Annotated in this window: 27 protein-coding genes and 1 pseudogene; 18 read left to right on the top strand and 10 right to left on the bottom strand. The window is 51.8% G+C overall.

Features of this window, described 5'->3' with window-relative positions:
- The 6 genes from LBF86_01860 to mraY all read right to left on the bottom strand — a co-directional run.
- On the bottom strand, positions 1-197 hold a 197-nt coding region (locus tag LBF86_01860), incomplete at its 3' end, for a hypothetical protein (GenBank protein ID MDR0664256.1).
- A gap of 247 nt (positions 198-444) precedes the next feature.
- Positions 445-1,764 carry an exodeoxyribonuclease VII large subunit gene (xseA, locus tag LBF86_01855; GenBank protein ID MDR0664255.1) on the bottom strand — a complete coding sequence of 440 codons (1,320 nt, stop codon included), beginning with the start codon at positions 1,762-1,764 and terminating at the stop codon, positions 445-447.
- A complete protein-coding gene (gene ubiE / locus LBF86_01850) occupies positions 1,761-2,471 on the bottom strand; it encodes a bifunctional demethylmenaquinone methyltransferase/2-methoxy-6-polyprenyl-1,4-benzoquinol methylase UbiE (GenBank protein MDR0664254.1) in 711 nt (236 codons plus the stop codon). The genes xseA and ubiE overlap by 4 nt, the downstream gene beginning before the upstream one ends.
- 2 nt (positions 2,472-2,473) lie before the next feature.
- Positions 2,474-2,911 carry a Sua5 YciO YrdC YwlC family protein gene (locus LBF86_01845; GenBank protein MDR0664253.1) on the bottom strand — a complete coding sequence of 146 codons (438 nt, stop codon included), beginning with the start codon at positions 2,909-2,911 and terminating at the stop codon, positions 2,474-2,476.
- A 147-nt stretch (positions 2,912-3,058) separates the two neighbouring features.
- Positions 3,059-4,252, bottom strand: a complete 1,194-nt coding sequence (gene murD / locus LBF86_01840; protein ID MDR0664252.1) for a UDP-N-acetylmuramoyl-L-alanine--D-glutamate ligase — start codon at positions 4,250-4,252, stop codon at positions 3,059-3,061.
- Between the two features lie 6 nt (positions 4,253-4,258).
- Positions 4,259-5,323 carry a phospho-N-acetylmuramoyl-pentapeptide-transferase gene (gene mraY / locus LBF86_01835; GenBank protein ID MDR0664251.1) on the bottom strand — a complete coding sequence of 355 codons (1,065 nt, stop codon included), beginning with the start codon at positions 5,321-5,323 and terminating at the stop codon, positions 4,259-4,261.
- Between the two features lie 81 nt (positions 5,324-5,404).
- Between mraY and gpmI the strand changes: the two genes are divergently transcribed.
- The 5 genes from gpmI (at position 5,405) to accA (ending at position 10,205) form a co-directional block, all read left to right on the top strand.
- The gene (gpmI, locus tag LBF86_01830; GenBank protein ID MDR0664250.1) at positions 5,405-6,898 is read left to right on the top strand and encodes a 2,3-bisphosphoglycerate-independent phosphoglycerate mutase; all 1,494 of its coding nucleotides are present in this window, start codon (positions 5,405-5,407) and stop codon (positions 6,896-6,898) included.
- Positions 6,899-6,965: 67 nt separating this feature from the next.
- Positions 6,966-7,709: a 3-oxoacyl-ACP reductase FabG gene (gene fabG, locus LBF86_01825; protein ID MDR0664249.1), complete on the top strand. Its 744-nt coding sequence runs from the start codon at positions 6,966-6,968 to the stop codon at positions 7,707-7,709.
- A gap of 57 nt (positions 7,710-7,766) precedes the next feature.
- Positions 7,767-8,000, top strand: a complete 234-nt coding sequence (gene acpP / locus LBF86_01820) for an acyl carrier protein (GenBank protein ID MDR0664248.1) — start codon at positions 7,767-7,769, stop codon at positions 7,998-8,000.
- A gap of 15 nt (positions 8,001-8,015) precedes the next feature.
- Entirely contained in the window at positions 8,016-9,254 is a 1,239-nt protein-coding gene (locus LBF86_01815; protein ID MDR0664247.1) for a beta-ketoacyl-ACP synthase II, read from the top strand.
- A gap of 3 nt (positions 9,255-9,257) precedes the next feature.
- Positions 9,258-10,205: an acetyl-CoA carboxylase carboxyl transferase subunit alpha gene (accA, locus tag LBF86_01810; GenBank protein ID MDR0664246.1), complete on the top strand. Its 948-nt coding sequence runs from the start codon at positions 9,258-9,260 to the stop codon at positions 10,203-10,205.
- A gap of 53 nt (positions 10,206-10,258) precedes the next feature.
- On the opposite strand, the gene LBF86_01805 is transcribed toward accA, so the two are convergent.
- A complete protein-coding gene (locus tag LBF86_01805; protein MDR0664245.1) occupies positions 10,259-10,579 on the bottom strand; it encodes a hypothetical protein in 321 nt (106 codons plus the stop codon).
- A gap of 126 nt (positions 10,580-10,705) precedes the next feature.
- Here LBF86_01805 and LBF86_01800 point away from each other — a divergent pair, with 126 nt between their 5' ends.
- The 8 genes and pseudogenes from LBF86_01800 to LBF86_01765 all read left to right on the top strand — a co-directional run bounded on the left by LBF86_01800 (position 10,706) and on the right by LBF86_01765 (position 15,911).
- Positions 10,706-11,584, top strand: a complete 879-nt coding sequence (locus LBF86_01800) for a J domain-containing protein (GenBank protein ID MDR0664244.1) — start codon at positions 10,706-10,708, stop codon at positions 11,582-11,584.
- Positions 11,585-11,587: 3 nt separating this feature from the next.
- Positions 11,588-11,962, top strand: coding sequence for a helix-turn-helix transcriptional regulator (locus LBF86_01795; GenBank protein MDR0664243.1), 375 nt, complete (start codon positions 11,588-11,590; stop codon positions 11,960-11,962).
- Positions 11,963-11,968: 6 nt separating this feature from the next.
- Complete coding sequence (locus LBF86_01790) at positions 11,969-13,066, top strand: CapA family protein (GenBank protein ID MDR0664242.1); 1,098 nt, start codon at positions 11,969-11,971, stop codon at positions 13,064-13,066.
- A gap of 155 nt (positions 13,067-13,221) precedes the next feature.
- Positions 13,222-13,850, top strand: a pseudogene (locus LBF86_01785) (SPFH domain-containing protein).
- The gene (locus tag LBF86_01780) at positions 13,851-14,102 is read left to right on the top strand and encodes an SHOCT domain-containing protein (GenBank protein MDR0664241.1); all 252 of its coding nucleotides are present in this window, start codon (positions 13,851-13,853) and stop codon (positions 14,100-14,102) included. It abuts the pseudogene before it with no gap.
- A gap of 1 nt (position 14,103) precedes the next feature.
- Entirely contained in the window at positions 14,104-14,346 is a 243-nt protein-coding gene (locus LBF86_01775) for a hypothetical protein (GenBank protein MDR0664240.1), read from the top strand.
- Entirely contained in the window at positions 14,339-15,289 is a 951-nt protein-coding gene (locus LBF86_01770; protein MDR0664239.1) for a hypothetical protein, read from the top strand. The genes LBF86_01775 and LBF86_01770 overlap by 8 nt, the downstream gene beginning before the upstream one ends.
- A 67-nt stretch (positions 15,290-15,356) precedes the next feature.
- Entirely contained in the window at positions 15,357-15,911 is a 555-nt protein-coding gene (locus tag LBF86_01765) for a hypothetical protein (protein MDR0664238.1), read from the top strand.
- 31 nt (positions 15,912-15,942) lie between these two features.
- Here the strand turns inward: LBF86_01765 and LBF86_01760 are convergent, their stop codons facing one another.
- Both LBF86_01760 and purH read right to left on the bottom strand, forming a co-directional pair.
- Complete coding sequence (locus LBF86_01760) at positions 15,943-16,107, bottom strand: hypothetical protein (protein ID MDR0664237.1); 165 nt, start codon at positions 16,105-16,107, stop codon at positions 15,943-15,945.
- 496 nt (positions 16,108-16,603) lie between these two features.
- Entirely contained in the window at positions 16,604-18,139 is a 1,536-nt protein-coding gene (purH, locus tag LBF86_01755) for a bifunctional phosphoribosylaminoimidazolecarboxamide formyltransferase/IMP cyclohydrolase (protein MDR0664236.1), read from the bottom strand.
- 86 nt (positions 18,140-18,225) lie between these two features.
- Between purH and LBF86_01750 the strand changes: the two genes are divergently transcribed.
- Complete coding sequence (locus tag LBF86_01750; protein MDR0664235.1) at positions 18,226-19,860, top strand: hypothetical protein; 1,635 nt, start codon at positions 18,226-18,228, stop codon at positions 19,858-19,860.
- Complete coding sequence (locus LBF86_01745; protein ID MDR0664234.1) at positions 19,861-20,364, top strand: tetratricopeptide repeat protein; 504 nt, start codon at positions 19,861-19,863, stop codon at positions 20,362-20,364.
- Positions 20,365-21,033: 669 nt separating this feature from the next.
- Here LBF86_01745 and dnaJ read toward each other — a convergent pair.
- Positions 21,034-22,125 carry a molecular chaperone DnaJ gene (gene dnaJ / locus LBF86_01740; protein MDR0664233.1) on the bottom strand — a complete coding sequence of 364 codons (1,092 nt, stop codon included), beginning with the start codon at positions 22,123-22,125 and terminating at the stop codon, positions 21,034-21,036.
- 63 nt (positions 22,126-22,188) lie between these two features.
- On the opposite strand from dnaJ, the gene recR reads away from it, so the two are divergent.
- From recR to LBF86_01725, 3 genes are all read left to right on the top strand, one after another.
- On the top strand, positions 22,189-22,755 hold the full coding sequence (gene recR / locus LBF86_01735) for a recombination mediator RecR (GenBank protein ID MDR0664232.1): 567 nt from the start codon (positions 22,189-22,191) through the stop codon (positions 22,753-22,755).
- A 78-nt stretch (positions 22,756-22,833) separates the two neighbouring features.
- Complete coding sequence (gene rho, locus LBF86_01730; GenBank protein MDR0664231.1) at positions 22,834-24,162, top strand: transcription termination factor Rho; 1,329 nt, start codon at positions 22,834-22,836, stop codon at positions 24,160-24,162.
- A gap of 1,077 nt (positions 24,163-25,239) precedes the next feature.
- The coding region (locus LBF86_01725) for a hypothetical protein (protein ID MDR0664230.1) at positions 25,240-26,822 on the top strand (1,583 nt) is incomplete at its 3' end.

Genomic DNA, 26,822 nt, shown 5'->3' with positions numbered 1-26,822 from the left:
AGCCACGATTTTGGATCCATTCCGTAGCCGTGCAAGAGGTAGATAGACGCCATTTTCTCCCCTTTAGCGGCGCTTTCGGGTAAAATCGCGATCGCCTCGATCCTCTTTTGCATAACGCTAGAGCGAGTTTCTATTGTTTCGATCTTCGCCGCTAAGAGCGGCGCGAAAACAACGGCGACAATCAGAAATAGGCGCATTGTAGCTCTCCTAAGCGTTTGGACGGCGATCTAGTATAGCGGCTTTTCGCGAGAAAGCGGCTAAACGACGCTAAGCTGGGAAAACCGCTAACGCCGCGCGTCGCGTAGCAAAAACCGATAAACGTTAGCTCCGATAACGCCGACGCAAAACGTTATAAGCTCGCCATACGCATAGAAATCCTCGCGATAGGTTTTAATATAGCCTAAACGACAATCGTCTATATTTTCAATAAACCGCCCGTCGTTTTTAGAGCGGTTTTATCTCCTTTGCCTCCGCGATCGCGCTATGGCGTCCGTCTATGATAGTAAAGCGATCGTTCGGTTTTAGCTCCCCTACGCTCGCGACCTTGCCGTTCAAAATAAGCTGCGCGGTTTTTACGGGTAATCTTTTGCTAGGATCAAGCGCGTTAAGCTGGGCGTTTAACCGTTCTAGATCGCCCGATCGGCTTTTGAGCGCAAATCCGAACGATAGCGTTAGCTGTTGTTTTAACTGCTCCGTTTGCAGTATAAACCGCTCGATCCTCGCGGCTATGCTAAGCTGCTTTAACATCGCTCTTAGATGATCTATCAAAGCGGCTCTATGCGTCAAATAGGCGCGAAAGCGATCGTCCAACCTCGCGCTAAGCTGCGCGGTTTCGGCTCGGTTTCGCTCGATTTTTGCCAGAGGGCTAAGCTGTTTTAACATCGTTTTAAGGTGGTTTAGATACCCCTCTTTTTGCGTCAGAAAAACGTCGAGGCGCTCGCCTAGCGTCGCGTTTAGATCGTCTAGGCGCATACGCTCTTCGTTCATATCGGGCAGCAGCGTCTCCATAGCGGCGCTAGGAGTCGGAGCGCGTTTGTCGGCGACAAAATCGGTTATAACAAAATCGATCTCGTGTCCGATCGCGCTAACAATCGGCGTCGAGGCTTCAAACATCGCTCTCGCTACGTTCTCGTCGTTGAAGCTCCACAGGTCCTCTATCGATCCGCCGCCTCGCGCTAATACGATCGCGTCGGGTTTTAACCGATCGGCGAGGGCGATCGATCTAATAACGCTGTTTGGCGCCGCCTCGCCCTGCACGATCGTGTTGATACATATTAGGCGCGTTAAGAGCCAACGCTTTTGCGCCACGCGAAGCATATCCTGAAGCGCCGCGCCGCTGGCGCTGGTTACAAGCGCGATCGTTTTAGGGTATTTTGGAAGCGGTTTTTTGCGGCTTTCGTCGAAATATCCTAGAGCGGCGAGCTTTTTTTTCAACTGCTCGTAAGCCGCCGCCAACGCGCCCGCGCCGTCCGGCTCCACGCTTTGAGCTATGATCTGGTAGCGCCCCTGCGGCGGATAGACGCTTAATCCGCCTATGACAATCGCCTGCATGCCCGTTTCTAAGCGAAATTTCAGCTTGGCTGCGTTAGCGCGAAACAACACCGCGTCGATGGTCGCGCCGCCGTCTTTAAGCGAGAAATAGACGTGTCCGCTCGCGTGATGAACAACGCGCCCCGTTTCGCCCCTGACGCAAACGACGCTGAAGCTTGTTTCGAGCGAAGCCTTGATCTGCGCGGTAAGCTCGCTTACGCTTAGCGCGTTCATAGCGGCTTTCTAGCGATAAATCGAGCGCTGATCCCAAAAGTCTCGTCTTTGATCTGCTCGATCGTAAAGCCGGCGTTTTTAAGTTTGTCGGCAAGCTCTTCGGCGGTCAAGAAGCTCTCGATCGATTCGGGCAGATAGCTATACGCGCGCGGGTCTTTGGATATAAACTTGCCGATCGCGGGCAGAACGCGCCCTAGATAAAACGACGCTAAGCGATCAAAGATGGTTTTTTGCTTTCGATTCATAAACTCCAGTATGAGCAACACGCCGTTTGGCTTTAGCAGACGGTAAAACTCCGCGATCGCCTTGTCGATCTCCACGACGTTGCGAATACCGTAGCTTACGCTTAGCAGATCGGCGGCGCAATCTTCCAGCGGTATAGCCGCCGCCTCGCTTTTGATAAACAGCGCGTTTAACGGCTTTGTCGCCGCTATGTCGAGCATATTTTGCGAGGGATCGACGCCGATTGCCCGCTCGATCGTTTTGCGTAGCTTCGTCGCCGCTTTACGCCAAAATAGGATCAGATCGCCCGTTCCCGTCGCGACGTCGATCAGCGTGGCTTTGTCGCCGTCGAACGTTTTAAGCGCCGCCAAACAACCGTTGGCGCGCCAGCGGCGATCGACGCCAAAACTTAAAATTCGGTTTAGCCGATCATACGTCGGCGAAATATCGTCGAACATCTGAATAATAGCCTGCTGTCTGTCCATGCTTACCTGATTTTTTTTGAGCGCATTTTACCCAGCCGATACATTTTAGACGGCGCGGCTTCAAACAACCCGCGTCTATCGATTACGATCGCGTCGGCTTGAGCGCGCGCCCACTCTATATCGAAGCGTTCGCCGGTTTTGTTGGCGCTTGTCGAATACGCCCATTTAATCGTTTCAAAAAACGATCTGTGCTCGCCGAAAATCAAGCGGATCGCCTCGCCGTTTGGATAGACAAAGGTCGTTTGCCTCGCTCGCCTAACTAGGTTTCTATGCGCGATCGGAACCCTAGCGAAAGCTCTAAGCGCGGCTAGATCGCAAACGGCGCGGATAATTTTTTGATCCGCTAAGCGTCCCTTGATTTTGTTTAGTTTTTCTTTGTCTTGGCTAAGCAACCCGACCGTGGTGTCGGTTTGCGCCAAATATACAAACGATCCGTTCATAACGTTAACCGCCGCCGCTCTTTGCGTTCTAGATCGACGTATTATATCAGAGACAAAACCGTCTCGTCGGCGACGTTTTGGGCTATGGCTTCTACTCATACGCGCCCGTGCGAACCGCGCCGTTTCGCGTTCGTCAAGGTTTCGAGGCTATAAGGCGTTTACGAGGGATTTGAATTTTTCGCCGCGCTCTTTGTATCCGCTAAACTGATCCAAGCTCGCGGCGGCGGGCGAAAGCAGTCCGAGCGCTAGATCGCCTAGTTTCTCGTCGATCTTCGCGACCGCTATATCGAGAAAACCGCATAAAACCGCGTCGATACCGCGATCGCTCGCCATTTTCATAAGCAGATCGCGGTTCGAGCCGATCGCGTAGATTGTCGCGTCCAGCTCCTTTAGGCGCTCAAACAACGCCGTTAAATCCGCGCCTTTATCGTCGCCGCCCAAGATCAGATGAATGCGGCGATCTTTGTATATATCCAACGCCTGCAAAGTAGCGTCTAGGTTTGTCGCTTTGGAATCGTCGATCCAGAGTCTGCCGCGCCTGTCTTTGAACTCCTCGATCTTGTGCGGATCGAGGACAAAGCCGTTTAGCAGATCGTAGTCGCTCTCGTCAAACAGCGCTTTAGATATTGCGAGCGCCACAAGCGCGTCTTGCAAAAAGCAGCCCTTAAACTTAATCCGCGTCGCGTCGAGATCGAAAAACTCCGCTATATCTTCGTTGGTCTCGTAGTAGCAGGCAAACGCTTTCGTAGGTATATCCCTATACTTCGCGGGGATAATCGCCAGTTCCCCTTCGCACAACCGTTCGAGCGGTTTTAGCTTAGCCGCCTCGTATGCCTCGAAGCCGCCGTGCCACGCGATATGATCGGGCGTAATCGGTAAAAGCGCGTAGATATTCGGGCGCGCTCGCGTCGTATAGTGGAGCGTAAAACTGCTCGTTTCCAGCGCCCAGATTGCCGCTTGCATATCCAACGCGGCGAGCGGCGATCCGATATTGCCGCCGGTGATCGCGCCTCTGTTTTTGAGCAGCCGCCCGATCATCTCCGTCGTCGTCGTTTTGCCGTTCGCGCCGCTAATCCAGATCGAAAAGGGCGAGCATTCGGCGAAGAGATCGTATTCGCTGATAAGGTTTTTCGCCCTTCGTATTTGCGGGTGGTTTGGCGGTATGCCCGGCGAGACGATCTCCATTGTCGATTGATCGGGATCGAATCTATCCATCGGCAAAAGCCTGTTCGTCCCGAAGGACTCCTCTTGCTTAAACTTATCGTCGAAAATATCGCATTCGCCAAATCGCTCGGCGATCGCCGCCGCGGTTTTGCCGTAGCCAAAAAGCGTCATTCGCATAGCGCGTTACCTGATTTTGATCGTAATTAGCGCCAGCACGTTCGACAATAGCGCGATAATCCAAAAACGCACGATAATTTTGTTTTCAGCCCAGCGCATCAGCTCGAAGTGGTGGTGTAGCGGCGCCATCAGAAAAACCCTGCGCCGTCTTAGCTTGTAACTGCCCACCTGCAGGATAACCGATATGGTTTCCACTACGAAAATAAAACAGATCAACAAAAGTAGCGCTTCGGTTTTTGAGACGATCGCCATGTAGGCGATAAACGCGCCGATGGCGAGGCTTCCGCTATCGCCCATAAACACTTCGGCGGGATTGGCGTTGAACCACAAAAAGCCCAAAAGCGCGCCGAGCATGGCGGAGGCGATCACCGTTATCTCTCCCGCGCCCGATATGGTTGGCAGCAAAAGCGACTGGCTCATCTGCGCGTGTCCCGATATATAAACAAATACGGTTAGGGTGGCGATCGCGAATATGCTAGGCGCGGCGGCAAGCCCGTCAAGCCCGTCGGTGATATTAACCGCGTTGCTGGCGCTTACGAAAACCAGCGCCCAGAACAGAGCCATATATACGCCTAGATCGGCGATCGGCTCTTTGATAAACGGCAGATACAACAGCGTGTTTAGGTTTGTGGCAAACAGGAGCAGAGCCGATATAATCGCGGCGGCTAGAATCTGTAAAAAAAATTTCGGCTTGACGGATAGCCCTTTGTCGTTCTGTTTGTGGTAGATTTTTCTAATATCGTCGATCACGCCGATAGAGCTAAATAGCGCGACGGTCAACATCCCCCCCCACGCGTAGAGGTTGCTTAAATTAACGCTAAGCAACGTGGCGATCAGGGCGCAGACGGTAAAAACCGCGCCGCCCATCGTCGGCGTGTTCTGCTTGCTTCTATGCCCCGCGGGAACGTGAGAGAGTATCGGCTGCGTCGCGCCTTGACGCTTCGCCCAGATGATAAAACGCGGAAAAAACCAGAGCGCGAGCGCGAAAGCCATACAAAAAGCCGCGCCCGATCGAACCGTAATATATGAAAAAAGATTGAAGGGAAGTTGCTCCGAAAGGAAGTAAAGCATATAAAGACCTAATCTGATTTTAAGGCGGCGATTATATTATATTACTCTTAATCTGGCTTAGGCTTTTTAGAGGACGAAAAAATGGGTTCGCGCAAAAAAATACAAAAAACAATTTTAGTGATTACCGACGGAATCGGCGATAAGCCCAAAGGCGCTTATAACGCCTTTGATAACGCGCTAAAGCCGACATACGACAAGCTCTTTGCGACTTTACCGCATTCGCTTTTGACCACGCACGGCTTGGCGGTCGGTTTGCCGCAGGGACAGATGGGCAACAGCGAGGTGGGGCATTTGACAATCGGCGCCGGACGGGTTTTGTATCAGGATTTGGTGAAAATCTCAAAGGCGATCGACGAGGGAACCTTCGCTCAAAACAAAGTTTTTTGCGATCTGCTAGACAAAAGCGAGCGCGTTCATCTGATAGGGTTGCTAAGCGACGGCGGCGTGCATTCGCATATCGATCACATTCTAGGCGCGGCGCACCTTGCCGCCGAAGCGCAAAAGACGGTTTTTCTGCACCTTTTTACGGACGGACGAGACGTTTCGCCGACAAGCTCGCCGCTTTATCTAAACGATATAAAGCAGATTTTGACCGATCGCCTTACTTTGGCGAGCGTAGGCGGGCGTTATTACGGAATGGATCGCGACAATCGTTGGGAGAGGATAAAGCGCGCTTACGACGCGATCGTCTTGGGCGAGCCTAAAGAGACGGCTTTGACGGCGGAGCAGTATTGCCACGAACGCCACGCTCAAAGCGTTACCGACGAGTTTATAGAGCCGATCGCTTCGCCGTATTACAACGGCATGCAAGACGGCGACGCGGTTTTGTTCCTGAATTTTCGCAGCGATCGCATGCGCGAGATCGCGCAGCTTATCGGCGATATTAACTTTAGACCGATCGAGGTTGAAAAACGAAACGTTTTCGTAGCGACGATGACGGAGTATAGCAAGGCGTTTAACTTTCCGATACTCTTTACGAAAGACAACCTAAAAAACACGCTTTGCGAAACGATCGCCAAAGCGAGGCTAAAACAGTTTCACGCCGCCGAAACCGAAAAATACGCGCACGTTACCTTTTTTCTCAACGGCGGGATCGAAGAGCCGCTTAAAGGCGAAACGCGGGTTTTGATCCCTTCGCCCAAAATCGCCACTTACGATTTGCAACCGGAGATGAGCGCCGATCCGGTGGGCGACGCGGTCGTCAAGGCGGCGGAGGACGGCTTTGATTTTATCGTCGTTAATTTCGCGAACGGCGATATGGTAGGACATACGGGCAACTACGAGGCGGCGCTGAAGGCGGTCGAGGCGGTCGATCGCAATATCGGGAAAATTATCGAGGCGGCGGATAAAGCGGGTTATAGCTATATGATTGTCGCCGATCACGGCAATTGCGAGGAGATGCGCGACGCCGCCGGCGCGATATTAACCAACCACACGGTGGGGAACGTATGGTGTTTCGTCAAAGCCGAAGGCGTAACGGCTATAGAAAACGGGGGGCTAAACAACGTCGCGCCGACGATTTTAAAAATTATGGGGCTCGCGATTCCAAACGAGATGGACAAGCCGCTATTTTAAGCGGCGCGTTTAATAAAGCAAATAAGTTAAAATTCGCGAGTTTAGCCTAAAATGTTAAAGGAACGATATGAAGTTTAGCGGACAAAACGTTTTAATCACGGGAGCAAGCGGGGGTATCGGCAAAGAGATAGCGACGGCGTTGGCGAGCTACGGTCTAAAAACGTGGATTGGCTACAGAAGCGGCGCGAAAGAAGCCGACGCGCTAAAAGAGGCGATCGAAGCGAGCGGCGGCAAAGCCGCCGTTATCGGTTTTGACGCCGCCGACGAAGCGGCGTTTATCGACGCGATCAAAACGATAATTGATTGCGACGGCGGGTTAAGCTATCTGGTCAATAACGCCGGCGTTACCAACGACAGGCTGGCGATTCGTATGAAAACCGAAGAGTTTATGCAGGTGATCGACGCGAACTTAAAAAGCTGTTTTATCGGTTGCCGCGAGGCGCTTAAAGCGATGAGCAAAGCCCGCTTTGGCGCGGTCGTCAATATCGCTTCGGTCGTAGGCGAAACGGGCAACGCCGGACAGGTTAATTACGCGGCGAGCAAAGGCGGCATGATCGCCTTAACAAAAAGTTTCGCCAAAGAGGGCGCAAGCCGCAACGTGCGCTTTAATAGCGTCGCGCCCGGTTTTATCGCCACCAAAATGACGGATTCGCTTTCTAGCGAAATTAAAGAGAGCTATTTCAAGGCTATACCGCTGGGACGTTTCGGCGAGGCTAAAGAGGCGGCGAACGCCGTCGCTTTCTTGCTTAGCGATCTGGCTTCATATATAACGGGCGAAACGCTGAAAGTGAACGGCGGGCTGTATATGTAGCGGCATTAAGAGCCCGTTTTGTAAAATGCGCGCAAAATTTCAACTAGGAGTAAGGCGATGGCGTTATTGGACGATGTTAAAGCGATTGTGGTGGAGCAGTTGAGCGTCCACGAGGACGAGGTTAAGGAAGATTCTAGGTTTGTCGAAGATCTAAACGCCGACAGCCTTGACGTGGTAGAGCTAGTAATGGCGCTAGAAGAAAAATTCGACGTGGAGATTCCCGACGAAGACGCGGAAAAAATTAAAACCGTCGGCGATGTGATTAAATACATCGAAAATATCAAGAAATAGGGCTAGAGGCTTAGTTTGAGACGGGTTGTCGTTACCGGTCTAGGCATGATTAGCGCGCTTGGCGGCGATCGCGCCTCCTCGTTTGACGCGATTGCGGAGGGCAAATGCGGGGTTAATACGATCACGCTTTTTGATCCCTCCCGTTTGAGCGTTACGTTCGCGGCGGAGGTTAAAAATTTTGATCCCGCCGAGGTCATGGACCCCAAAGAGGTAAAAAAAGCCGATCGCTTTATCCAACTAGGCTTAAAGTGCGCCAAAGAGGCGATTGCCGATTGCGATCTGTTGATTGACGAGGAGCTATCGGAACGCTTTGGCGTCAGCGCGGCGGCGGGTATCGGCGGTTTGCCCCGTATCGAGGAGCAGTCGATTCTATGCGGCGAAAGAGGACCGAAACGCATATCGCCCTTTTTTATTCCAAGCGCGCTCGCCAATATGTTAGGCGGTTTCGTCAGTATCGCGCATAATCTCAAAGGTCCCAACTTAGCCTGCGTAACCGCTTGCACCGCCGGTATGCACGCGATCAGCGAAGCCTATAAGACAATCGCGCTCGACGGCGCGGACGTTATGCTCGCTATCGCGGCGGAAGCGGCGATCTGCGAAGTGGGCGTGGGAGGTTTTGCCGCTATGCGCGCGCTTTCCACTCGCAACGACGATCCGCAACGCGCCTCGCGCCCCTTTGATCGCGATCGCGACGGCTTTGTAATGGGCGAAGGCGGCGGCGCGCTCGTGCTAGAGGAGTATGAACGCGCCAAAAGGCGCGGCGCTAAGATATACGCCGAGATGATCGGTTTTGGCGAAAGCGGCGACGCCAACCATATAACCACCCCCGCGCCCGAAGGCGAAGGCGCCTATCGCGCTATGCGCGCCGCGCTTAAAATGGCGGAGAAGAACGCGCCCGGCGTTAAAATTGGCTATATCAACGCGCACGGCACTAGCACCGTATATAACGACTGGTACGAGACGCTTGCGCTCAAAAAAGCGTTTAACGGCGACGTGCCTCCGGTTAGCTCCACCAAGGGCGCTACGGGGCATTGCTTGGGCGGCGCGGGAGGCATAGAGGCTACGATTGCGATCAGCGCGTTGGAAAAAGGCGTTTTACCGCCCACAATTAACTTTGAAAACCGCGACGTAGAGCATAATCTGGATTTGGACTATATTCCAAACGTAGCTAGAAGCGCGAAGATTGACGCCGTAATGAGCAACAATTTCGGGTTTGGCGGCACAAACGGCGCGATTATTTTCAAAAAGGTTTAATTTTTGCCTTTTTATCTGGAGTTTGAAAAACCGCTTAAACCGATCGAGGAGGAGCTAGAGCTTGCCAAAATCCGCAACGACGAAAGATTGATCGCGGGTTTTGAAAAAGACCTGCAAAAGGCTATCTCAAAAGCCTACGGCAACCTTAGCGACTACCAAAAACTTCAGCTCGCCCGCCATCAGGATCGCCCTTACGCGCTCGATTACATCAAACTAATAATGGACGACGCTCACGAGATTCACGGCGATCGCCATTTCAAGGACGATTCGGCGATCGTCTGTTTCGTAGGCGAGATCGACGGCGTAGCGTGCGTGGCGATCGGCGAGGAAAAAGGGCGCGGCACAAAAACCAAGATCGCCCGCAATTTCGGCATGCCGCACCCAGAAGGTTATCGCAAGGCGCTAAGAGCGGCGCGTTTTGCCGAGAAGTTTGATCTGCCTATTTTAATGCTGATCGACACTCCGGGCGCCTATCCGGGCGTGGGCGCGGAGGAGCGCGGACAGAGCGAGGCGATCGCTAGAAATCTTTACGAGTTAAGCGACGTCGATACGATTACGATCAGCGTCGTAATAGGCGAGGGCGGTAGCGGCGGCGCTTTGGCGATTGGCGTGGCGGATCGTCTGGCGATGCTTAGCTATTCGATTTTCAGCGTCATCTCGCCCGAAGGATGCGCGGCGATTTTGTGGAACGATCCCGAAAAGGCGGAAGCGGCGACAAAGGCGCTCAAAATTACCCCGGACGCTCTGCTTGGCTACGGATTGATCGACGATATTATCGCCGAGCCGATCGTGGGCGCGCACCGCGACAAAAAAGGCGCGGCGGAAGCGATCAAACGCTATTTTTTAGAAAACGCGGCGGCGTTAGCAAGGCTGGATAAGTCCGAACGCTTAGCGGCGCGTTACGAAAAACTGATGAAAATGGGGCGCTTCGGCGAAAGCCTCGACGCTTAACCGACAAAATCGCGTTTGCCGCAAACGACGAGATCGACCCAAACCGTCATTTGCTATTCGAGCAGTTTGTCGGCGAGATCGCACAGCTTCTGAACGCCGTTTTCCAAAACGTAGTAGTGCAGAACGTAGGCGCTAAACAGCGTCGTAAGCGCCGCGAGCAAGGCGAAGGTAAAATAGTTGGCGAGCGTTATAAAAACGACGAGGCTTATCATAGCCGTTAGACCTACAAAAGCGGTTGTTATCAGATGAACAAACCTCTCGTTTTGAAAATAGGCTATGCGCCGATCAAGACGCTCTAGCTCTTTTTGACTTGCCTCTTTGCGCTCCGCTAACCTTTGCGCCCATTCAATCGCGTTTGAAATTTTTTTCCTCATACCGCATTATAACGTTTGTTTAGCGCGTTTGCGCCCTTGTTTTGTCAATCGGCGCTAAACAAACTTGATTGATACGCGCTCAACTTTTTGTTATAATTGCCGCTCAAAAAGCAAGAGGATATTATTATGTCTGGTAAAAGTTTATACGAAACGCTGGGCGTGGAACAGGGCGCGAGCGACGAGGAGATCAAAAAAGCCTATCGCCGCTTGGCGCGTAAATACCACCCCGACATCAACAAAGAGAGCGAAGCGGAGGAAAAATTCAAAGAGATCAACGCCGCTTACGAGATTCTTAGCGATCCCTCCAAGCGCAAGCAATACGATCAGTTTGGCGATCAGATGTTCGGCAATCGATCCTTCCACGATTTTGCCAAGTCGCAAGGCGGCGCGGATTTTGATCTTGGCGACATATTGAATAAAATTTTCGGCGGCGGCGGTTTCGGCGGATTTAGCGGTTTTAAAAATTCGGGCGGTTTTGACGGCGGCTTTAATTTTGGCGGCGCGGACGCGGATATTAACGCCGCGCTTTCCATTCCCTTCGAGGTTGCGATTTTAGGCGGCGAGAGACAGATTAACGCCAACGGCGAGTCGATGAAAATCAAAATACCGGCGGGCATAAACGACGGCGAAACTTTGCGCGCGCGCGGACGCGGGCGGCAGATACGAGGCGCGGCGCGAGGCGATTTGCTTTTGCGCATTCGCGTGGAGCCGTCGAACGAATATACTCGTAACGGCGACGATCTAACAAAAACTATCTACGTCCCGCTCAAAACTGCGATTTTTGGCGGCAAGATCGGCGTTAAAACGCTCGATCGCGAGGTTTCGCTCAAGATTCCGGCGGGAACGAAAGGCGGTCAGAAATTTCGCGTGCGCGAGGCTGGAGCGATCAATCGAAAAAGCGGGGCTAGAGGCGATCTGTATTTGATCGCGCAGGCGTTGATTCCAAACGCCGATCAACTAGATTCGTCGCTTTTGAAGATAATGCAAGAAAAACTACCGGAGTAGAAAATGCATAGTTACGAAGAACCGGTTTATATGATCAGCGTTGTGGCGAGAGCGTTGGAAGTCCATCCGCAAACGCTTCGTCAATACGAGCGCGAAGGATTGATTTTGCCCGGGCGATCGGGCGGCAAAGTGCGACTATATTCGCAAAGAGACATTGACGAGATCAGGTTTGTTCTAAGTTTGACGCGAGATATGGGAGTCAATCTTGCCGGCGTGGATATAGCTTTGAAGCTCAAACGGCGGATCGCGCAAATGCAAAAAGAGATCGACAATCTCAAAGCGCGTTTGGCAAACGTCAACGAAAACGGCTTGACGCCTCCGGATAAGCAGATCGTCCCCGCGCCGCAACGGCGCATTACGATTGTCGATCTGGACTAACTTTTTATGCGTATTACCAAAGCGTTCTTGACGCTTGCTTTAGCGGCTATCCTTAGCGCGTGCGGCGCGACGATGAAAGTCGATCCGAAGGTAAGCGCGCCGGCAAAAACGATCGTTATAGCCGCCGTAGGCGATATTATGCTTGGAACGGACTATCCGGACGAATCCGCGCTCCCGCCCGACGACGGCAGAGGCATATTCGAGCAAGTCGCGTCGATTTTGCGATCGGCGGACATAACGATCGGCAATCTTGAAAGCGCGCTGACCGATGGCGGCAAGAGCGACAAATGCAAACGAGAGGCGCCGAGATGCTTTACCTTCAGAACGCCGACGCGTTACGCCGCGCGGCTAAAAGAAGCCGGATTCGACGCGATGAATCTCGCCAATAACCATAATAACGATTTTGGAGCGCTCGGCGCTAAAAACTCGCGTCTAGCTTTAGACGAGCAAAACATATCGCACACGGGTTCAATCGGCGATATAGCGCGCCTAGTCGTAAACGATCTGAATATCTCCATAATAGGCTTCGCGCCAAATTCGCGGTATCAACACGACATAAACGATCTAAATCTTACGCGAAAACTCGTCGCCGAAGAGAAGCAAAGCGCCGATCTGGCGATAGCGTTCTTTCATGGCGGCGCGGAGGGCGGCGATAAAATCCATGTGATCCAAGGAAGCGAGTTTCATTCGGGCGAAAACCGCGGCGATCTGATAGCTTTCTCCCGCGCGGCAATCGACGCCGGAGCCGATCTCGTCATTGGCAGCGGACCGCATGTGCCGCGAGGTCTGGAGATTTATAAAAGCCGTTTGATCGCCTATTCGCTGGGCAATTTTGCCACTTGGGAGATGATGAATTTAAGCGGCTTTCGCGCTTTGTCCCCCATATTAGAGGTTACGCTAAAAGACGACGGAACGTTTGTTAAGGGCAAAATCTATTCGACGATTCAGATTAAGCCGGGCGCGCCTAGGATCGATCCGACAAACGCCGCGTTTAATCTTATGCGCGATCTGTCGATCGAGGATTTTGGCGAGAACGCGCCCGCGTTTGGAGAAAACGGAGAGTTTTTACCGCCTACGATCGAGGAACAAACGCAAAATAAATAAACTGCGGCGCGGTTTAGACCCTTGCCGTCCGATTATCGCCGATCAATGGTTTAAGCCCGTTTCGCATAAAATTTGTCAGACTTAGACAAAAAGGGCGTAGCGGCATGGCGCTTATAGAGATTATCGAATGCGTAACGCCCAATCCGAATCTTTTAATGTGGAAGTTTGAGGATAACGGCTGCGAGATACAAAACGGCGCGAAATTAACCGTGCGGGAGAGCCAGCGGGCGCTCCTGATAAACGAAGGGCGGTTAGCCGACGTTTTTCAAAGCGGTTTGCATACGCTAAAGACGGCGAATATCCCGATTTTTAGCAAATTAAAAGGTTGGAAATACGGCTTTGAAAGTCCATATAAAGCGGATATTTATTTCTTCAATACCCACCCGTTTATCAATAATAAATGGGGAACGCCAGCCCCTATACTAATACGAGATTTGGAGTTTGGAAACGTTCGGATAAGAGCGTTTGGCAGTTTTGATATTTACATAGAAGATCCGGCGCTTTTTTTAAGCAATACGCGGGAACTTACAAGACGGTCGGCATTTTTGAACTGCAGGCGCAGTTAAGAGATTTTATCGTTCCAAAATTTGGCGAAATTGTAAGCGAGCAAAAAATACCGGTAATGGATATAGCCGCCAATGTTACCAATTTAGGCAAAAAGATAGAACCGCTTATAGCTCCCTATTTTGCGAAGATTGGGTTAGCTCTTACGCAATTTGTTATCACGTCGGTTACGCTACCCGACGAAGTATTAAGACATATAGACTCTTTAACCAACATGAATATGACAAACGATATACGACGATTTGGCGAATTTCAAAAAGCCAAAGCTATAGGCGAAAAAGGAAACGCGTTAAACGACGCTATCGTTCAAGCCGCCGCGCTTAGCCTCATAACAAATCAAACGCGCGAAGAGAATAAAAGCGACATAGGCGCTAAACTAAAAAAGTTAAAAGAGCTATTTGAAAACGGCTTAATAGACGAGGGCGAATATAAAGCCAAAAAGGCGGATTTACTATCAGAGTTTAACGCTTAACATGGCAAATAAAAGCGTTAATTTTCTGCAAAACATGATCAATCTCTCCGCAAAACAAAAAAATTACAACGAGGAAGAGATAAAAAGGGCGCAAGCGGAGGCAAAACTTTGCCCAAACTGCGGCGCTCCGCGCGCCAAGCAAGACGGATTAACGCGCTGCGCGTATTGCGGATACAAATTTTTAGACGCGGTTTTAACCGACGGCATATATATTAAGGCGGAGGACAACTCCCAAGGTGTATGACGATTTAAAAGCTCAAATAGCCCAAAAGCAATCAAGATGGGCTTCGTTTATAGACAGGTTAAGCGTAAGGGCAAAAGAGCTATACGAGCCGTCGCTCAAAGAGCTAACCAATATCCGAAAATCAGACGACGATCCAAACAAAAGGCTGTATAACAAAGCGTTATTAGGCGTATGCGGACAGATTAACGCTATTAGGTCAAAAGCGCACGACGCGCTAGAAAGCGAGGTTATAGACTATTATTACTATCTAAAAGACAAGATTGCTATGTCTAATCCGCTATTTGAAACGCTATACGAGTTTAGAAATACCTGCCGCGAGCGTTATGACGAGCTTGAAGAATTACTGCTAAATATGGAAAGAAATTTGAGAAATATCGAAAAAGCGGATTTAGAAGAGGAATATAATAGAGTAATAGACGCTTTTAATAAAACTAAAGATAAATTTCTCTGTTCGCAATGCGGACATTCGTTGCCAATAGATCGCATATTTTTCATCAACGTTCACATCGCCTGCCCCGCGTGCGGCGCGCAAAACAACTTTGAACCGGGTTCCGAAGCGCGGAACATACAATTCCTCGCCAAAGACCTTGCCGCCAAACGTTGCGAACATCTGCTTAAAGCGAGCGAAAACGAAAAACAAAACGAACGCGATCTGTATCATAAAGCGCATGAGTTAAAACTTAGCGCCATTCATAAAAGCGACAAAGATAAAGCGGCGGTAAAAACGCAGATAGAGGCGATTGACGCTGAAAGAGATTTGGCTCTCAAACGCTCGAGCGATTTTTACAAAAAGTATCTGCGCGCCGTTTGCGACGAGATGAACGGCATGTTGCCGGAGTTTAAAGAGCATAATGAGAAAATGTATCTTGAACAGACAAACCAAACTCAACATTGGACTCAAGTTGCGGACGAATGGCGTTCAAAATTGCATGGCGCGGATTAAGGGGCGTTATGTTTATTTTCAACCATGTTATCGGCTTTAGACTTTAAACTTAACAAAGGAGACAAAAGTGGCTGAAAATTTAGAGCCGATACACGGCGTTTCGTTTGAGGATTACACTCAAATGGTCATTAAAATAGCGGGCGGAACGAGCGAAGAAAACGTGTTCAAAGCGATGGGAATCGACAAGGCTGTATGGGACGAGATAAATACGCTTTGGATACAGAGAATGGGGGAGGACCCCAAAGTCATAGCGCTTTACGGACAGTATTTTGCCGCGGGCGTTACCAACCCGAAACTGCTAAGCCTCGAGGCAAATATTTCGCCTGAAGGCAAAGCGAATCTGGAACGCATAAAAACCGATCGCTATTTTTACGAGGAGTTATGCGGCGCGAGAAACGCCGCTTACGCCTACGGCTTGGACGGCGCGCAGTGGATTTTGGATAATTTCGGCATAGGGCTTGGAGATTTTCAATCCGTCGCGATGCGGTATATGCCAAAATCGAGCGAAGATTTTATGGAGACGAAAGAGTTTATCGAATATCAACAAGAAAAGCAAAAAGAGTATGAGGCTAAGTTTGCGGCGGAACGCGGAGGCGGCATAGCCGACGATATAGAGTTTTAAGCGGCGGTAAAAGCTATTAGCGCGTGTTAAATCAATCGCGTTTTGGCGCTAAAAGATCGCCGCCGCCGTGATCGTCTAACGCAAAAAGCGGCGCGCCCGTAAAGATCATGGCGATATTATGTTTGTTCGCCGCGTCGATCGCCTCGCGATTGCGCGCATTGTCTCTCGCGAAGCCCCCGCTTTGACATGAGCGCAAGGCGCGCAGGAAGACGGAAAACCATTCTCGTCATTCCCGCAAAGAGCGATAGGGCGGTTTACCGCCCGTAATCGCGGAGGCAAGCGGGAATCCATAACTACGATCATTAAAAGATGGATTCCCGCCTTCGCGGGAATGACGTAAGGGAGTGCGGGAATGACAACCCTCTTTGTCATACCCGCGCGGAGCGATAGGGCGGGTTTACCGCTCGTAATCGCGAAGGAAGGCGGGTATCCATCTCGCGCAATTTCGCCAGATCGCAGTTTAATCTTGTCGTTATACCAGCGAAGGCGGAAATTCAATAAAAACAAACGCAAACCTCTCGTCATTCCCGCAGCGAAGCGATAGGGCGGTTTACCGCCCGTAATCGCGTAGGAAGGCGGGAATCCATAAAACCGATCGCTAAAAGATCGCCATCGCGATTGTTTAACGCAAAAAGCGGCGCGCCCGTAAAGATCATGACGATATTATGTTTGTTCGCAGCCGCCGCGATTGTCTAATGCAAGAAGTGTCGAACGCCCGTAAAGATCATGGCTATATTATGTTCGTTCGCCGCGTCGATTACCTCTTGATCGCGCGCGCTACCGCCCGGTTGCGCGATCGCCGCCGCGCCGCCCGCGCTTGCCGCGTCGATCGAGTCTCGAAACGGAAAAAACGCCTCGCTCGCCATCGCCGATCCGTTAACGTCGCATTTCGTCGCCTCGGCTTTTCTTAGCGCGGCGATCGCGGTATCGACGCGGCTTGTCATACCCATTCCGATCGCGACAAGCGTCCGATCCTTGACATAAGCCACGCAGTTGGACTTTGTCAGGGCGGCGATAATCCACGCTACGCGCAGATCGGCTTTTTGCGCCTCGCTCGGCTTTACTCGCGTTACGACCTTTGCCGCGTTGATCTCGGCTACGCTTGCCTCGTCGCAATCTTGCAAGACGAAACCGCCCAAAATATGCTTGAAATCCGTCTTATCGCGCAGATTGGGCAGCCGATCGCCGCTTCCGACTTTGAAGAGTTTGAGCCGCTTTTTCGCGGCGAAGACCTTTAGCGCGTCGTCGCTGAAACTAGGGGCGGCGATCGCCTCGATAAACATTCGACTTATTTTTTCGGCGAGCCGTTTGTCGATCCCGCCGTTGATCGCGACGACCCCGCCAAACGCCGAGAGGCTGTCGCAACGCAACGCCTCGTCCCACGCTTCGCAGAGGTCCTCGCGCAGGCTAAAGCCGCACGGGTTGCCGTGTTTAACGATACAGATAGCGCTCTCGTCGAAGGCGCGGGCGATCTTGATCGCGGCGCTTATATCGGTTAGGTTGTTGAAGCTCGCCTCGCCCTGCAAAACCTTGAAATCGCGCGAGTAAAAATCGTCGAATTGATACAAAAAGCCCTTTTGGTGCGGATTTTCGCCGTAGCGAAGCGGGGAAACAAGCGTTCCGCCGATCGCCGCGTAGTTTGGAGTTTTGCCAAAGCGCGCGCTCATATAGCCCGATATGACCGCGTCATACCAAGCGACGCGCTCGTAGGCTTTGATCATCAGAGCGGCGCGAAATTCGTAATCGTCCTTTTTATTCGCGATCGCCGCCGCTACCGCTTCGTAATCGCTCGGATCGGTAACGACGATTACCGATTTGAAGTTTTTAGCGGCGGATCGAATCAGCGCGGGACCGCCAATATCGATATTTTCGATAATCTCGTCAAAATCGTCGGTGCGGTCGATCGTCTCCTTGAACGGGTAGAGATTTACGCAGACGAGATCGATAGGCTCGAGCGCCTTTTGCGCCGCTTGAAGGCGATCCGCCTCGTCGTCGCGCCGAAAGAGAATACCGCCGTGAATGATCGGGTGCAGGGTTTTAACGCGCCCGCCAAAAAGCTCGCCGTATCCCGTCAGATCGCCCGCTTCGATCGCCTTTATACCGCTTGCGAGCAGCGCCTTTAACGTGCCGCCCGTGCTGATAATGTCGTAGCCGTTTGCGACTAGCGCCTCGGCGAAAGCCGCCGCGCCGCTCTTGTCGCTTACGGAAATCAACGCCTTTTTTGCCATATAAAGCCTCGTTTAAACAAGAATAGAGGCGGGGTTTTAGCTAAAAACGCCTTAGTCTTTTAGGTTTTTTGGTTTAAACTTTCGCGATGAATACGATCGGTTCAAAAATCACTTCGTTTACAAAGCGTTTGATCGTTTGGCAGTTTCTGTGCGTTTGCATTCCGCTTATCGCGCTTTTTTTGCTCATAGGCGCTCAAGCGGTTACGCATGAAGAGCGTTACCGCGACGCTTTCGACAAAACGGCGCGCGCCATTACGTCGATTACGGCTGAAACGTTGCGCGAGAAGATCGCTCTGATCGGCGAAGACGCGCTCGCCCTCTCCGCGCAGGCTAACGAGATTTTTACCTATTCGGATCGTTTTAGCTACAACGCGACTTTTTATAAAGACGGCGATCTGTATAAAAACGAGCAAAAAAAACCTTTTACCTTTTACACGCCAAACGAGTTAAACCAAGACGCGCGTAAAAAAGCCGGCAGACTGCTGCTGCTTCTGCCGCTTTTAGAGGCGCGGACAAACGCTATACCCGTTTCAAGCGGATTCGTTTATCTTGAAGACCCGTTTGTTTTGACATACCCTCCGATTTCGTCGATCGATATTAACTCCACCTCTAAGGAATCCTTATACGAGAGCGTTCGCAAAAACCCTCGCAAGCAGTGGCGGCTTTCCATTAACGGCGGCTTGAAGATCGCCGCGCCGGTTTTCGCGGCTTCCCGTCCGATTGGCGTCGCGGGTTTCGAGTTGTCCAACGAGAAGCTGTTCGACGGAGCTTTACGTAACATTTCCGCGCCGAAAAACGGTTTCACGTTTATCGCGGACACGCAAAACAAAGCGATCTTGTATGGCGCGACGGCGGGCGGCTTCGACGAAACAAGATACTTTTCCGGAGAAACTCAAAACGGATTCGAGCTGATCGAAACGGATATAGACGGAACGCCTCTGAGGTTGGTTTACGGCGCGCCGATCGCCGAGATAGACGCCGTCGGCGCCGAGCTGTATAGAAACTTGACCTATATCTCCGTTATCATAACCGCTTCCGTTTTGCTCTTTTATCTGCTGTTTTGCCTAAGAAGCGCCAGAACGGCGAGATTGCTAACCGAAAGTATCGTTCGTCCGCTTGATATGGTGGCTAGATTCTCGTATCGTCTTGGAACGCGCAAAGCCGCTCGGATAGAGCCGATGGGAGTTACCGAGTTTGACGATTTCGCCAATCATATGCGCCTGACGCACTCCAAACTTCTGCCGCCCCTAACAATCGACGAAGCGACGGGCTTGTATAACCGCAGAGCGTTGCTAGAGGATTTAGACGACAAGGGACCGTTTGGTTTGATTGTAATAGGCGCGCGACTTCATTGCGACGACGACGCGCTCTATTTAGCCGCGTCGGATAGCGTTTTGAAACAAATTGGCGAGATTATGCGCAGAGGGAGCGCTATCGACGATACGCTGTATAGAATCGGATCAAATCGCTTGGCGGCTCTGTCGCGCAACGACAATCGCGAGGCGCTTAGGATAATCGCGAGAAAAATCGCGGACGCAATCAATAACAAGGAGTTTGAGTTTAATAGCTCCAAATTTAAAGCGACAGCCATTTTCGGCGTCGCTTCGGGCGACAAAAATATCGACGGCGCGAAGCTGATCGCCGATGCGGAAGCGGATATGATCAAAAAACTAACCGTCGATTATGCGGACGATCAACCCGCGCATTCCGAGACGATTTAGATGAGATCGCTTATATACGCCGCCGCGCTCTGTTCTTTTTTATCCGCTCAAAGCGCGGACGAATGGTTTAAGGAGGGATCAAAAGCCTTCGATCGCGGCGATTACGCGAAGGCGATCGAGAGCTATTCGCTGGCGATCGAAACGGATCCCAAACACCTCAACGCCTATTTGAACCGCGCTAACGCATATTACTATATAGGCGAATACAACGCCTCGATCGCCGACAACGACGTCGTAGTAAAGATCGATCCAAAAAACGCTTCGGCGTTCAAAAGCAGAGGCGTAGCCCGCTTCGCTTTGGGCGAATACAACGCCTCGATCGCCGATTTCACGCGGGCGATCGCGATCGATCCGAACTTTGACTACGCCTACCAGTATCGCGCTCGCGCGTATATCGAAACGGGCGAGACGAATAAGGCGGCGAAAGACGCCGCCGCCGCTTGCGATCTTGGAAACTGCGATTTGGAACAGCTTTTGTCCGCGAAAGGTCTTTTGGGCGACTAGTTATCCGCGCAGCCCGCGCGTTTCTGCCCTCTTAACGGCGTTTTGAAACGCGAGTTTCGTTAAAGCGCTTTTTTTTAAACGGCGGGCGGGGTTTAACGGCGCGCGCTCGATAAAGGCGGCGGCTTGCCGCCGAACGCAAAAGCGACGAATATGTCGCGCCAAATCTTTTTAGCCCGCAACCCCTCGATTAAAAAGCAGATCGCCGAAAAAGCGAAAAACGGCGGTAGAGACTTAAATCAAGCTGGCGCTAAAATCGGCGCCTTTTGTCGTTCCCGCGCCGCTCCGCGTCATTTCAGCGAAACGCCCGCTTGCTTGCGAACGCAAGGCGCATATAGGAAGGCGGGCATCCACATTCTTGTCATTCCCGCGCGGAGCGATAGGGCGGTTTACCGCCCGTAATCGCGGAGGAAGGCGGGAATCCATCCCCGCGGTCATCAAAAAAATGGATACCCATCTACGCGGGTATGACGGGGAAGGTTGTCGTTTCCGTGAAACGCTCATTCGCTTGCTTACGTTTGGCGCATGGGAAGGCGGGAATCCACAACAACGATCGTCAAAAAGATGGATACGCGTTGTCGCGGGTATAACGGGGAGGGACGGTATGGCGCGGGTTGTTATTGCCGCGAAGCGGGCGTTTGGATCGCGTTCGTCTGCGCGGCTGCCGAACGTTTAACTAAACCAGCCCTTTACCCGATCGGCTATCTCGTCAAAAAAACTCTTATGGGCTATGCTCTCTTGTCCAAAACTTTCGTGAAGTTTATTGAGTAGCGCCTCTTGCTCCTCGGTTAATTTTTTTGGATAGACGATTTTAACCTGCACGATCATATCGCCCGTTCTCCCGCTCGCGGCGGTTCTGATCCCTTCGCCGCGAATAACGATTTGCGATTTGTCGCGCGTTCCTCTGGTTATCTCTAGATTGCGCTTACCGCGCAACGTCGCCACCTCAATCGAGCCGCCGAGCGCCGCAAGCGTGAAAAAAACAGGCGCTTCCACATACACGTCGTTATCTTGCCTGACAAACGCCGGATCGTCCGCTACGGATAAGACGACGTAGAGATCGCCTCGCGCGCCGCTTGACCCTAAATTGCCGCGCCCGTTCGCTCTAAGCCTTTGAGCGTTATCCACGCCTTCGGGAATCGTAAGCTCCAAGCTATCGTCGATCGCGATCGCGCCTTTGCCCTTACACGTCTCGCATACGGTTTCAAGAATGCCGCCCGTTCCGCCGCATTTTGGGCAGGTTTGCGAAAAGGTCATAAAACCCTGCCGCTGATAAACCTGTCCTCGCCCGCCGCAATAATCGCATTTTTTGCGTTTGCCGCCCGCCCCTTTGCATGTCGCGCACGGTTTTAGGTAACGATACTTGAGCGTCTTTTTGCACCCAAAAACGGCTTCCATAAACGATATTTTGAGTTCAATCGCTATATCTAGCGCCTCTTTATCGCGCCCGCTAGATCGTTTGCGCCCGCCGCCAAAGAAAGAATCGAACACGTCGGCGAAATCGCCGAAAATATCGCTGAAGTCCGAGCCGCCGCGCGAGCCTAAACCCTCTTTGCCATAGCGATCGTATAGCGCGCGTTTGTTCTCGTCGCTCAAAACCTGATAAGCCTCGTTGATTTGCTTAAATTTGGCTTCGGCTTCCGGATTGTTTCGATTTTTATCCGGATGATATTTAACCGCCGCCTTGCGAAACGCGCGCTTGATCTCTTCGGCTGTGGCGTTTCTGTCAATCTCCAATACGGCATAATAATCAAAATCGTCCATATACCTCTCGCGTTTTGTTAGGATTTTGGGGCGAAATTGTAGCGAATTTGATAGGCTTTCACAATGCGTTTTCATCTCGACGCTTTCCAAAATCTTGTAGAAGCGCTGACGCGCCTGCCGGCGATCGGCAGAAAAAGCGCCAAAAACATCGCGTTCGAGCTTGTTATGCGCGATAAAGGCGCGGCGTTAAAACTCGCTCACGCTATTGAAAGCGCGGTCGCCGTCGCTAAAGTTTGCGCCAGATGCGGCGCTTTAAGCGAAAACGAGCTGTGCGGCGTATGCTCGGACGAAGAGCGCGACAAAAGCAAAATTTGCGTCGTTCTGAGCGCCAAGGACATTTTCACGCTCGAAGAGAACGGATTGTGGAACGGGCTGTATTTCGTGTATGAAAGCGAAGAGAGTTTCGTAAAACTTGAAAAAGCGATCAAAGATTGTAAAATGCAAGAGGTGATTTTCGCTTTCGTCCCAAGCGTGCAAAACGACGCGCTAATCTATCTGATAGAGGAGCGTCTTTCGCCGTATGGCTTAATCTTTTCCAAGATCGCGCAGGGCGTTCCGACGGGAGTAAGTTTGGATAACGTCGATATGATTTCGCTTTCTCGCGCGCTAGAAGGGCGCGTAAAAGTGTAAGTTTAAGCGAAACGAAACTACAATTGCGCTTATAACCGCATTATAAAGCGCTACTTTAGAAATTTCCAGAGAGTGTATATGAACGAACCAACAGAACAATCCGGACGCTCCCCATATAGAAAAGCCCGCGCTCACGCGCCGGTCGAAGGCATCACGATCGAGCAGTTGCAGCTTAAAAGCATAGACTCGCTTATCGCCCTCGCCGCCGAGGCGGGCATAGAAAACCCCAACGACTTCAAACGTCAGGATTTGATGTTTGAGATTTTGAAAACTCAGGTAACGCAAGGCGGCTACATACTGCTTAGCGGCATGCTGGAGATTATGACCGACGGTTACGGCTTCTTGCGCGCGATCGACGGCAACTTTTCCAACACGGAACACGACGCGTATGTAAGCGCCACGCAGATACGCCGCTTTGGTCTGCGTACGGGCGACGTGGTAACGGGTCAGGTGCGCGCGCCCAAAGATCAGGAGCGCTACTCCGCGCTACTAAAGATCGAGGCGATCAACTATCTGCCGCCCGAAGAGGCGAAGCGCCGTCCGCTGTTTGATAACCTGACGCCGCTCTATCCCGACAAAAAAATCTGTATGGAATACGATCCGCTCAAACTAACGGGGCGGATTATCGATCTATTCGATCCGATCGGCAAGGGGCAGCGCGGGTTAATAGTCGCGCCGCCTAGAAGCGGCAAAACCGAACTGCTCAAAGAGCTTGCGCACGGCATCGCGAAAAATCACCCCGAAATCGCCCTGATCGTGCTGCTGGTGGACGAGCGCCCCGAAGAGGTTACGGATATGGAGCGCAGCGTCAAGGGCAAGGTGTATAGCTCCACCTTCGATATGCCCGCGCAAAACCACGTGCGCGTCGCCGAGCTTGTGATCGAGCAGGCTAAGCGTTTGACCGAAAAAGGCAAAGACGTGGTGATCTTGCTAGATTCGATCACCCGTTTGGCGCGCGCGTATAACACGGTTACGCCAAGCAGCGGCAAGGTCTTAACGGGCGGCGTGGACGCTAACGCGCTACACAAGCCAAAGCGGTTTTTCGGCGCGGCGAGAAACATAGAAAACGGCGGCAGCTTGACGATTATGGCGACGGCGCTGATCGATACGGGCAGTCGAATGGACGAGGTGATCTTCGAAGAGTTCAAAGGCACGGGCAATATGGAGATTATCCTTAGCCGCGACATCGCCGATCGGCGCATCTATCCCGCGATCGACGTGGTGAAATCCGGCACGCGCAAAGAGGAGCTGTTGCAAGAGCCGTCAAAACTGCAAAGAGTCTGGGCTTTGCGCGCCGCTATGAGCCAGATGAAAAACGAGATCGAGGCGCTAAAGTTCGTCTATTCCAAACTGCAGACGACAAAGGACAACGAAGAGTTTTTGGCGAAGATGAACGAATCTAATTAGCAAAACGCCGCGAAGCGCCCGCTCTCCACTAGGAGCGCAAGGCGCGAAGGAGAATGTGTGGGAACGCGGAAATCCGCATTCTCGTCATTCCCGCGCCCCCTTACGTCATTCCCGCGCAAGCGGGAATCCACATTCTCGTCATACGCATAGACGGATATCCATACTCCTGTCATTCTTTTGCCACTTTTCGTCATTCCCGCGCAAGCGGGAATCCATAACTACGGTCATTAAAGATGGATTCCCGCCTACGCGGTAATGACGAAAGGGGAGGCGGGAATGACGGGGAAGGGGCGAGGGGGAGAAAGCGCGGGGGACTAAAAGGGCGGTTTTTAGCGATTTTAGTCAAACGGCGTTGCAAAGAGAGAGAGAAAGGCAAAGTTGAGGAAAGGAAGGGGGCGAGAACGACAAGAATACGAATTTCGCTTTCTTTAGAGGAAATTTTTTGCGAAGCGCTATCTTAATTTTTCTTAAACCGTGATATAATTGCCGTAATTCTATCCAAAGGGGATCCCATGAGAAGGTTTGCGTTCGCGTTAATGTCCTTCGCGGCTTTAACGATACCGATTGTAGCCCGCGCTTTTGCGGGCGGAGCTAAAGAGGGCGATAGCCGCCCAAAAGCGCGATCGCAATCTTCGCGCGGGGGCAAAGCGGGGCGGCTTTGCGCTTGTTTGAAGCGAAATTATCAAGCCGCGATCGGCGCGGCGATACGCCCGATAACCTTAGCGTTTGCGCGCGGGAACGACGCGGATTGTCGTTTCCCGCCCGTTCGCTTGCGAACGCAGGCGCGTAGGAAGGCGGGAATCCATCTCTCTCGCGCCTTCGGCGTATCTGCGGACATTCGATTACAAAGCGCTTGCGCCTCTATCGCTCCGCATGATAAAGAGGGCGCGGGGATAACGCAAAAGATCGCAAAAGCGGGATTTGCGTCGCGATTAGTTATGCGTTTGATTGCGCGGGGACGCGATCTGGTAAACGCGAATCAATTGAATATTTGGACGAGAGAATATCATTTCGTTTTAGCGAACGTCAAATCGCCGAAACGACAAACAATAGGCAACGGTAAAGAAGGAGTCTATTATGCGTAACGATACTATTTGTTCGCGCTTTGGCGTTAAAGCAGATTGGCTAAATCCCGCGCGAGAGATCAAGGCGGCGCTTTCGCGTTTTGTGAGCCGCGTTTGTTTTTCGCAACCGACGGGACAAATTCACGCTATCTTTGGCGCAAACGATCATAAACGCGCTAACGCCGAAGTTGCGGGCGCGGGGAGAATAACGAGAGCGGCGAACGCGATAAAAATCCTCGGCGCCGATCGTCAAAGCATAGATACCCGATTTCCTCCGCGATTGGGGATAACGCAAAAGATCGCAAAAGCGGGATTTGCGGCGAAACTATTCGCGCGCTCGATCGCGCTTGTTTTGGCGTTTGGCGTATGTAGCGAAGCGTGGGCGATTACCGCGACGGTAAACAATAACGATAGCAGGACGGGACTGCGATCGAGAAATACGGGCGATATTGTAAAGCCTTTGGTAACGGGTAAAGGCGCCAGAGTTTACGCTCAAGTAAGAGCTTCGCTTACCGGCTCTACGGGAATCAACGATAACTGGGGTTGCACAAGCGTTAAAATAGGCTCTCTTGCTCCCGTCCATTTCAACCATGCTAATAGTAGATTTACAACCGCTACGCGCTCGTTTAGTTCGGAAAACTTGCGCGCGCCAACAGTTGCGGGAACGTATAGCGTTACTTTTACCTTTTACAGCGGCAACCTTTCAAGCGGTGCCTGCGCGGGTCCCGTTCGCGGTTCTTATACCGTTAATAACGCGCTTCAGGTGAGAGACAACATACCGGTCAGAGACCTTACTGTGGCAAAACGTTCGCAGATCGAGCTTAAAGGCGATATTGCGGCCATTGGCAATACGTCGCTATGCTTGCCAGGTTCTGATATGGGAGGTCACACGGTTGGTAACTATTACGGCGACATTACCGCCCCTACCGCCTCATGCGCCGGCGCGCAAGCAACCTCTCGACATAGAACCTACGAAGACGACAATATGCTCTACGCCTATGTTAAAGACGACGGATCGCTTATAGGCTCGATTCACCTGTCTAACACAATGGCTAAGCTAAACCTGCCTACCGGCTCCACGCTTGTGGAGGCTAAGTTGTATACGATAGGACGCTTACCCAATAAAGCGCGCGGCAATATAAACACTACCTATAATCAGCCTGCGGCCGAAGCGGATTATCCCAATAACACCACCAGCTGCTCAAGGCGAAATGACGGTTCTACTTACACCAGCTGCGACCTTAACCACGACCAAACGGCGGCGATAGCGGTTAAATATTCCGATACGATACAGCTAAGGACGCCGGGCTCGTCCGCTTATTCGCCCGTTACGGTCGATAAAATCTATCTTTCCGCAAGCGACGGCACCGATCACTATATGATGGTATCGGACGTAACAGATCTGATGAACCCCGATCAACTAAACGGCGAATACTACGTTAAAGGGGTTCAATCCAAACTGCACGGCTACTACTATGGCACCTATGCCGGTTGGATGCTGGCGGTAATATACGAACATCCAGACGAACCGCTTAGAAGCATTACCGTATTTGACGGACTAAAACACGAGACAAGCAACCTTGCGTTATCGTTCAG

It is taken from the genome of Helicobacteraceae bacterium (assembly GCA_031258155.1).
Lineage (GTDB): Bacteria > Campylobacterota > Campylobacteria > Campylobacterales > SZUA-545 > JAIRNH01.
The sequence above is the reverse complement of the archived record's forward strand: the minus strand, read 5'-3'. Positions and strand labels throughout refer to the sequence as shown.